Origin of the sequence: Mycobacterium sp. (genome assembly GCF_049280035.1) — a bacterium.
GTDB lineage: Bacteria > Actinomycetota > Actinomycetes > Mycobacteriales > Mycobacteriaceae > Mycobacterium.
In genome coordinates this window covers 1-9,256 of sequence record NZ_JBAPPI010000887.1, presented here as the reverse complement: position 1 = coordinate 9,256, position 9,256 = coordinate 1, and the positions used below count along the sequence as shown (strand labels likewise).

The 9,256-nt window shown below is 62.9% G+C and carries 7 protein-coding genes; 4 read left to right on the top strand and 3 right to left on the bottom strand.

All coding sequences use genetic code 11. The features are described 5' to 3' along the window. Positions 1-87 precede the first annotated feature (87 nt). Complete coding sequence (locus WAN71_RS28255) at positions 88-1,326, top strand: fatty acid desaturase family protein (protein WP_422228489.1); 1,239 nt, start codon at positions 88-90, stop codon at positions 1,324-1,326. Between the two features lie 62 nt (positions 1,327-1,388). On the opposite strand, the gene WAN71_RS28250 is transcribed toward WAN71_RS28255, so the two are convergent. The 3 genes from WAN71_RS28250 to WAN71_RS28240 form a co-directional block, all read right to left on the bottom strand. Continuing rightward, complete coding sequence (locus tag WAN71_RS28250) at positions 1,389-2,594, bottom strand: NRAMP family divalent metal transporter (RefSeq protein ID WP_422228490.1); 1,206 nt, start codon at positions 2,592-2,594, stop codon at positions 1,389-1,391. Positions 2,595-2,759: 165 nt separating this feature from the next. Continuing rightward, positions 2,760-3,431 (bottom strand): class I SAM-dependent methyltransferase, encoded by a 672-nt coding sequence (locus tag WAN71_RS28245; RefSeq protein ID WP_422228488.1) that lies wholly within the window; start codon positions 3,429-3,431, stop codon positions 2,760-2,762. Further along, a complete protein-coding gene (locus WAN71_RS28240) occupies positions 3,431-4,033 on the bottom strand; it encodes a pyridoxamine 5'-phosphate oxidase family protein (protein ID WP_422228487.1) in 603 nt (200 codons plus the stop codon). The genes WAN71_RS28245 and WAN71_RS28240 overlap by 1 nt, the downstream gene beginning before the upstream one ends. A 54-nt stretch (positions 4,034-4,087) precedes the next feature. Here WAN71_RS28240 and WAN71_RS28235 point away from each other — a divergent pair, with 54 nt between their 5' ends. The 3 genes from WAN71_RS28235 to WAN71_RS28225 all read left to right on the top strand — a co-directional run. Then, positions 4,088-4,750 carry a TetR/AcrR family transcriptional regulator gene (locus WAN71_RS28235; RefSeq protein WP_422228486.1) on the top strand — a complete coding sequence of 221 codons (663 nt, stop codon included), beginning with the start codon at positions 4,088-4,090 and terminating at the stop codon, positions 4,748-4,750. 465 nt (positions 4,751-5,215) lie between these two features. Continuing rightward, on the top strand, positions 5,216-7,000 hold the full coding sequence (locus WAN71_RS28230; RefSeq protein ID WP_422228485.1) for an ABC transporter ATP-binding protein: 1,785 nt from the start codon (positions 5,216-5,218) through the stop codon (positions 6,998-7,000). A gap of 290 nt (positions 7,001-7,290) precedes the next feature. Continuing rightward, positions 7,291-9,256 (top strand): FtsX-like permease family protein (locus WAN71_RS28225; protein WP_422228484.1); only part of this gene is annotated, 1,966 nt, incomplete at its 3' end.

The following is a 9,256-nucleotide window of genomic DNA, read 5'->3' as shown; positions in this document are numbered from 1 at the left end:
GGCACCGAGCACAGCGCCGGCGACCGAATCCAGACGTGCATCTCTGCCGCTTCCGGCGACTGCACCATCAACATCTAGGAGGGCCGCATGGCTATCACAGACATCAAACAGTACGCACACCTCACCGAGGCCGACGTCGAGGAATTGGCCCGCGAACTGGACGCGATCAGAACCGACATCGAAGAGTCCAGGGGTGAACGGGACGCCCGCTACGTGCGCAGGACCATCCAGTTGCAGCGCGCGTTGGCGGCGGGCGCCCGAATCGCCTTGCTGGCGAGCAGGAACAGGGTCGCCTGGGTCGCCGGTACCGCCATGCTCGCTGCCGCGAAGATCATCGAGAACATGGAACTGGGGCATAACATCACCCACGGCCAGTGGGATTGGATGAATGATCCGGAGATTCATTCGACCGAATGGGAGTGGGACACCACCTCTCCGAGCGTGCAGTGGAAGAAATCGCACAACTTTGTGCATCACAAATACACCAACATCGTCGGGATGGACGACGACGTGGGCTACGGGCTGCTCCGCGTCACCCGAGACCAACGCTGGGACACATGGAATATCGGCAACCCGGTCTACAACCTGTTGCTCGGAACACTTTTCGAGTGGGGAGTTGCGTTGCACGGGGTGGAAATGTCGAAGGTCCGCAGGGGCGAGAAATCCAAGGACGAGGTCCTCAGGGACTTGCGCGTGATCGGCAAGAAGGTCGGCAAACAGGTCGGCAAAGACTATGTGGTCTTCCCGGCCCTGTCGGGCCGGAACTGGAAGCACACCCTGAGCGCCAACGTGACGGCTAACCTCATCCGCAACTACTGGTCGTACATGGTCATCTTCTGTGGGCATTTCCCCGACGGCGCCGAGAAATTCACTCCCGAAGAATACGAGGCGGAGACGCACCCAGAGTGGTACCTGCGGCAGATGCTCGGGTCGGCGAACTTCAAGGCCGGGCCCGTGATGGCTTTCATGAGCGGAAACCTGTGCTACCAGATCGAGCACCACCTGTTTCCCGACCTGCCCAGCAACCGGTACGCCGAAATATCCGAGCGCATTACAGCACTCTGCGACAAGTACGACCTCCCTTACACGACCGGATCCCTTGGGCACCAGTACATGCAGACATTCTGGACCATCCTGAAGCTCTCGCTCCCGAACAAGTTGCTTGAAGCCAGCGCCGACGATTCACCTGAAACCCACTCGGAGTTGAAGTTCCGAATCCGTGCTGGTGTCCGGGATAGCTTTGGTGTCGATCCCGACACGGGCAGACGCGGCGGACTGCGGACAGCGTTACGCCAGCTGCGCAGCGCGGACGTCGCGACAGCGTAAGCACCCGGGACATAGCCGAGTCGCGCGGCGCGACGCAGCGCAGAGCGAGAAGCCGGGTGCTGTTAGATCAAACCGAGAGTGGACGGCACCATGTAGAGACCAAATGCGATGACGAGAAAGCACATGCCCCAAGTGCTGTATCTACGTAGTCCTCGCATCCGCCATTGCGGAGGCAGCGCTTTGGCCTCGAGCACCAGCAGCAGGCCGAGGACGATCGGCAGCAGCAAGGCGTTCATGACCTCGACGTCGACGGCTAGGTTCACCAAGTCGACGCTGGCGAGCACCAGTGCTGCACCGACAATGTGGGCCAGTGCGTAAGTGCTGTAGAACTTTGCGGTTGAGCGGTCGGGCCGCTCGTTGAGGGTGTGCCGCCAACCGAACACCTCCGACAGCCCCCAGGCTCCTGCCAGGGAGGCCACAATGGCGGCCACCAGGGCCGCGCCGAGCATGCCCAGGCCTAATACCACGGCGCCGCCGATGCGCCCGAGGTAGGGGGTGAGCGCCTCAGAGATTTGGCCGACGGTGTCCAGGCTGGCTCCGGGATTGTGTGTGCCGATGGTCGTCGCCATGGTGACGACCACGGAGATCATGATCACCTGGGTCAGTACGGCGCCGACGGCGGTGTCGCGGCGCGACTGCCTGATGGTGGTGGCGGTCAGGTGTTTGTCGACCACGGCCCCCTGCTGATAGAACACCATCCACGGCATGATTACCGCGCCCACGTTGGCCGCCAGCAAAAGCAGGTACGACGAGTCGCCCAGTGGTATTGAGCCCAGACCGTGCATTAGCGCGTTCAGGTGCGGGCCGGACATCACCATGGCGACCAGGAACGCCAGTTCGGCGGCACCAACGGCGATGCCGATCCGTTCGACGCGCCGGTAACTCCCGGTGAGCATCAGCGCCAGCAGCGCAGCGGTGGCGACGGGAATGGTCACCCACCGCGACACGCCAAACAGTTCGCCCACGCCGGCGATACCGGCGAATTCGGTCAGTAGCGCCCCGATCGCCGAGGCGAACAAAGTAAACGCCGACACCCACGCCCAGCCGCGACCGAACCTCGCGCGGATCAGCGCGCCGTGGCCCTGACCGGTGACGATGCCGAGTCGAACGGTCATCTCCTGGACGACATAAAGGATGGGAATCAAGATGACTTGCGGCAGCACCATCCGATAGCCCCACTGGGCGCCGGACTGGGCCGCGGTAATCACCGACCCAGCGTCGGTATCGGCCAGCATCACGACCAGACCCGGCCCCCATACGGCCAGCATCCCGAATCGCAGCCACCCCAAGCGAGACGGGGCTTCCGCTTTGTCCGCTTTGTCGATGATCTCCGTCGCCACGAGCTTCTACCCCCTAACCTGGTGTGCCCGGCGCGCCGAAACGGGAAGCCACATTGAGAATCTAAAGGAGACCGTCCAATGGCACAGTGTCGCTCACTCCGCCGTTCGAAATGGCAACCGCGCCTCGAAAAACTCGACCGCTCCGCTGCGCTCGAGTTTTACATCAAGACCAAATTCCTTCAGCCAACGCTCGATGTCGCCCGTGTGCGGAGTGTTTCCAAACACCCCCGCACGACGGTTCATCGCGATCAGAACATCCTGGCGCGGACCTCGACCGGTAACACATGACGTTCCGCGCAGGGTTCCACCCGGCCGGAGCACGCGAACCAGCTCCGCCAGCGCCGCGCGCGGGTCCGGCAGACAGTGCAGCCCGTTGTAGGTGACGCACAGATCAAAGCTGGCGTCAGGGAACTGCAGCGCGGTCACATCCGCTTCGACGAACTCGATCGCGTCTTGCACGCCGCGTCGGCCCGCCTCCCGGCGCGCCCGCTGGAGCATGTAGGGAGATATGTCGGCCGCGACGTAACGCACGGCCTGACCGGTACGCAGACCGCGAAAGGCCAGGCCACCCCCGCACGGGATGTCCAGTACCGAGGCGCCGACCGGAACGTCTGCCAATCGCTCGATGTCGGCGAACATGCGGCCCAGGTCGGCACCCCACATCGTCCAGGCTCCGAGCTTTGCGACACTTGCGTGCTGGACGCCGGCGTCGTAGAGGGCCGCTGTGATGCGTTCGGAGCGCCACTTCTCCGTTACGTCGGCCATCACTTCGCTGCCGTGTCGGGAGCGTCCCAGGGCATCGACGCCGAAACCCAGTGGGTCAGCTCTTGCTGGTCGTTGCTGTGCAAGTGTCGCGGCGGCGTCACGAACGTCGCATACGGTCGACAGCGCACCAGCACCCGGCCTTCCTGCTCTGCGACCGCCTTGACGGCGGGGCGTAACTCGGCTGGTACTGGCTCACCCGACATGCGTTCAGCCACCGCCATCATCACGTCGATCAGGGTTTCCTCGTCGTCGTCGATCACGGCGTCGCAGTAAACCTGCAGGTAGGCGAACGGCCAGGTCTCGTCTAGGACGCAGAGGCTGACTTTGCCGTTGCGGGCCACGGCTTTGGCCTTGGCCCGATCGCCCATGGTCGCCACCAGCAGGTCGTCGTTGCTGTCGGGCACGTAGTAGACGATCGACATCGCCGGACCGTCCGATCGGCGGCCGTAGCCGAATACACAAGTCCGGTGGGTCTGAACAAACAGCCGCCGCTCAGAGGGCAGCATGTCGCGATCCGTCGGCGCCTGGAACGGATCCTTCGACAGCGGCAACAGACGCGCCGATGTGGCGACTCCGTCGTTGGTCTCAGGGGCAGTGCTCATAGATCCAGCCTTTCACCGTTGTTATCGAGTGATAATAACGGTAAACTTCGAACGATGCAACGCAAGACCCCAACGCCGAACAAGGTGCGCCTGCGCCGGGCGAGGACCGATATCCGCCAGGCCCTGCTGGAGTCGGCACTGGTCGAGTTCGGGGCCAAGGGCTTTGACGGCGCGTCGACGCGGACGATCGCATCGCGTGTCCAGGCGCACCAGCCGCAGATCAACTACCACTTCGAGTCGAAAGCGGCGCTGTGGATGGCCGCGGTGGATCACCTCTTCGGGCTTTTGCGGGAGGCATTCGACGGCGCCATACCCACAACGCTCACCGGCGTTGAGGTGTCGGCGCTGGCTGCGGCATTTGCCGACGGGATACGTCGATTCGTGGCATTTGCCGCCGAGCACCCCGAGCTCAACCAGATCATGGTGCATGAAGGCACCGCGGAGAGCGACCGGTTGAAGTGGATGACCGAAACGCACGTCAAACCGTTCTTCGACGGGATCCGGCCGGCCTGGCAGGTGCTTCGCAAAGCCGGCGTTGCTGCACCTATCGACAACGAGATCATGTACTACGTGCTCGTTGGCGCGGCATCGTTGCCCTACGTGAACGCCCCCGAAGTCCGGCTTCTCACCGGGCGGGATCCGAGCAGCCCCAAGTGGATTCGGGCTCACGCCGACGGATTGGTCGCCATCCTCTTGCCAGGGCTGGCCGCCGGTTGACGCGTGCGCGGGCATGGCCGGCGTGCAGACGGAGTGGCTCACCAGGTCGATGGGTAGGTGACCGCTCTTGACGCCGTCAAGACCCGAAAACGAAACCGCAGGCAACGAGCGGGAATGAACCGGAAGGAAACGGAACGAACCGGCAGCTCAGGCAGCAAAAGCCCTGGTAGAGCGTCGGGTTCGATTCCCGGCAGCTCCACCGAGAAAGTGCTGGTCAGAGCCTAGGCGTTCGCCAGTTTCGTTTCCCAGCAGCACCCCATCGACACGCTCGGCTAAGCTCGCCGTCAGTTGACGAGGAGGGGTTCTACGCTCGGATCGATCTCGACGAACACCGAGCTACTGACCTGACGAAGGCAGTCATCGCAATGATCGCTCGCGCCGACGATGCCCAAGAGGGCATGTGTGCGTTCCTTGAGAAACGTCCGGCGACGTGGCATCTGCGCCAGTGCCTACCTTGGAGGAGTAGTGCAGGTTGTACTCGGCGTCTCGATGGCACCAACGACGGTCCGCGCGGTGCTGGTGGGGGGCGAGAATGCAGACGGCGTCATCGTCGACAAGGACAGCTTGGACTCCCTGACTGACGGCGACGCGCCAACTGTCACTGCGACCGATCAAGTCATCTCGGCGATTCTGGGCGCGCGGGAGGATGCCGCTGCGGACGGCGACCAGGTGACGTCCACCGGCGTGACCTGGGTTAACCCCGCAGATGCCGCCACGCTGCGGGAGGGACTCGCGGTTCGCAAGATCGAGAACGTTGTGCTCGTGTCGGCGCTTTCGGCTGCGGCCGCCCTGGCTCGGGCGTCCGGCAGCGCAGCCCACTACGCGCACACCGCACTGTTGTACATCGAACCGCAATCCGCGACCTTGGCTGTGGTCTACACGCCCGATGGATCGGTCGTCGATCTGCGCCAACGGTCCCTCCCCGAAGACGATGACGCGGCGGTGGCCGGGTTAGTCGAGATGGTCAAGGGTGCCGATGAGATGGAATCGCGCCCGGAGGGCGTCTTCGTGATCGGCTCCGGTGTTGACATCCCGCTGATCAAGCCGGCGCTGGAGACGGCGGCGTCGCTGCCGGTGAGTGCGCCGGAGGAGCCGCAGAGGGCGCTGGCCCGGGGCGCGGCACTGGTGTCGGCGAATACGCCGTTGTTCGGGTCGTCCGCCGCCACCCTGGCTCGGGCGTTCGGCAGCGCGACCCATTACGCGAACATCGCCCTGTTGTACGTCGAGCCGAACTCCGCGACGTTGGCTTTCGTCAAAACGGCCGATGGGTCGGCTGTCGATGTGCGCCAACGGTTCCTGCCCGAAGACGATGACGCGGCGGTGGCCGGGTTAGTCGAGATGGTCAAGGGTGCCGAGGAGATGGAACCGCGCCCGGAGGGCGTCTTGGTTGTCGGCTCAGGCGTCGACGTCCCGCTGATCTTGCCGGCTCTGGAGGCAGCGACGTCGCTGCCAGTGAGCGCGGAGAGGCCGCAGAGGGCGCTGGCCCGGGGCGCGGCACCGGTGTTGGCGAATGCGGCGCGGCTTTACGGTCCGGCCGTCCTTGAAGCCCGCAACCTCTGCAAGTCGTTTGGCCGCGAACCAACGATGATGCCGGTCCTCAAAAATATCGATTTGCAAATATTTCCAGGCGAGTTCGTGGCGTTGATCGGACCTTCGGGCTCGGGCAAGTCGACACTGCTGAGCATCCTCGGGTTGCTAGAGCCACCGACGAGCGGCGATGTTCTGGTGAACGAGCGGAGTGCGGCCCAACTCTCTGGTCGGGAGTTGGCTGCCGTCCGCGGTCGCCGAATTGGGTACGTATTCCAGTCCTTTAACCTGCTGGGCGGATTATCTGTTGCCGAGAATGTGATGCTTCCCGCTTTGTTAGCGGGTGAGTCTGGGTACGCACAGCACCGCCGGGCAATGGATTTGTTGGATCAGTTCGGTCTGGCTGGATTGGCCAAGCGGGTCCCGGCGGAGCTCTCTGGCGGTGAGCAGCAGCGGGTGGCGATCGCACGGGCGTTGTTCATGGCACCGGATGTCATACTCGCCGACGAGCCCACCGGCAATCTGGACACCACGAACGGTCATATCGTCATCGATGCCCTCTACCGCCTCAACTCTGCGGGTCAAACGATCGTCCTGGTAACCCACGATCTTTCGATCGCCAACGAAGCCCCTCGCCTCATTTCCCTTCTCGACGGTCGCATCGAAACCGATACCGGCCCAATTCAGCGAAGTCGCAACGCAGCATGGCGCGCCGGTCATTAGCGGCGACGCTCAGCGTTGTCCGAATCATCAACCTCCGTGCTATCCGGCGGCATACATTGCGTGCGCTGCTGGCTGCCATTTCTCTCGGCGGCGGGGTGGCCGTCGTCGTCGCCGTCATGATCGAAACCTCCAGTGTCCGTACCGCGATCGACGACGTCGGTTACCGGATAGCTGGTCCCACGCCGTTGCGCATCGTTGGTGAGGCGACGCTTGGCGGGATCGACCCTGCGATTCTCGATACTGCCCGCAAAGTACCGGGCGTGTCGGCGCTCGTGCCGGTCATCCGCGCAGTGACGCTGGTGCGCGACGTCGACCGCGAAACTACTGTGTTGGCCTTGGGAATCGACTGTTCAGCACAATGGATCATCGATCCGAAGGTCTGCCAACCCGGCCAAAAAGAACCACAGATATTGGCGACCTCGACCACACTCGGCAAAACATTGGACAGTTCCGCAACACTGGCGACTGACGTCGGGCAGCTGTCGCTGCCCAGGCTTCAGCAAGTACCACAGCTGGATACTGTCAACAACGGACGCGTTGTGCTGTTGCCGCTCAGCGCGGCTAAGGCACAGTTCGCTCGATCTGACTGGGTCGACACCGTCTACGTGAAAGTGGCCAATAACTCGAGCGCATCAGAAGTACAGGCGCGCCTGGTCAACGCATTGGGCGCATTAGGACCGGGATTCAGGGTGCTGACGCGCAATGACCCCGCAGCTGGATTCAACGTCAACACCATCCTTTTCCCGATGCTCGCGATCTTCGCTCTGATCGCCGTCGGGGTAGGCGTGATCCTGATCGCGCAGCTCACCCGTCTGTCGGTCGAGGAGCGTCGACGCGAAATCGCGATCGCAGCCGCCCTGGGCGCATCGCCGCTATCCGTCCTCAGTGGGTTCCTCGCTGAAGCTGCCGTGCTTGGAGCGGCTGGATCGGTCGTCGGAATCCTTATGGGCATTGTCATCGCACATCCCGTCGTCGCCAGCGCCAGTGACCTGACGCAACGATTTATGGGTGTCAACGTCCCGGTCGTGGTCGAAACGGGCGTCGTCGTGGCCGGATTGGGATCCGGAGTGCTTTTGGCTGTTCTTGCCGCCATCATCCCCAGCCTGTCGGCCTCGAACACTGCGATAGCGACCGAACTGTCCGGCCGTGCTGCCCATGAAGACAGCACGTCACGGAGCATCTGGCGCAAAGCGGCGGCGCTGCTCGGCGTCGGTTTTGCGGGAGTCATCATCGCGAGATTGGCCACAATATCCGGTGGCCTCGAGCCTTGGCAGGCCGGGTTCGCCAATGGCGGGGTCGTTATCGCAATAGTCGGATTGCTTTTGGCCGCAGCATATCTGAGCGCGCAGGTCATCGCGTCGATCCGGCTCCGGCCGGACCGAACGCACGGTGCGACGATGGCCGTCGCGCTCACCGGACTGCGTGCCGATGAATCACGAACAACCGCGATCGCAGGCGCTGTCGCGGTACCTGTAGTGGTCGCGACGCTGCTATCCGGATTCCTGGTCGCCATCGATCGAGGCGTCGCAAACGTGGCTCAAGCACAGGCCGACGGCCGCCTGGTAGTCACCACTACGCGATTTACCGACTGGGGCGCGGCGGATGCCAGATTTTCCCTCGACACCGTAGCGAAGCTTTCTTCCTTACCTGGGGTTGACACCGTTGAGCGACTGGCGGAAATCGAGATGACCCTTGGGAATGGATCATTGGCTTATGTACGAGCCGAGGATCGGCCGACCTTTTCTTTCCCCGTGCTCGCCGGGCAAGCGCCAAAGGTGAGCATTAACGCAAATGAACTCGTCATCGGTGGCATTCTTGCCCGCGAAAACGATATTCACGTGGGCGAACCGCTCATTCTCGGAAGCGGATCGAGAGCTCGGAGTGTGGTTGTCGGCACGATTGTGGCAACCCCGGAAGTAGGTGGTCGCAGAATCCAGATGGGTTACCCCCTTGCCGAGCAGATCTTCGGTCCCCAGCCTGCGAATTTGGTTTTCGTCAAACCAGGCGCAAACTCGAGACTTGATCACATCGCCGCCGAGATCAGATCCAGTCACTTCAACCAGCCCGTCAAGTTAGTAGACGCTGCTGGATATCGAGCCGCTGTCACCAGCGGCGAGTCCCGCTTCCTCGCGCCGCTGAACACGTTGAAATACGGTCTGCTCGCTATCGCGTTCATCTCGGTGTCCTCGACCCTGCTGCTCCTCGGAATTCGGCAGCGACGCGAGATAGCCCTAATTCGAGCGCTTGGCGCTACCC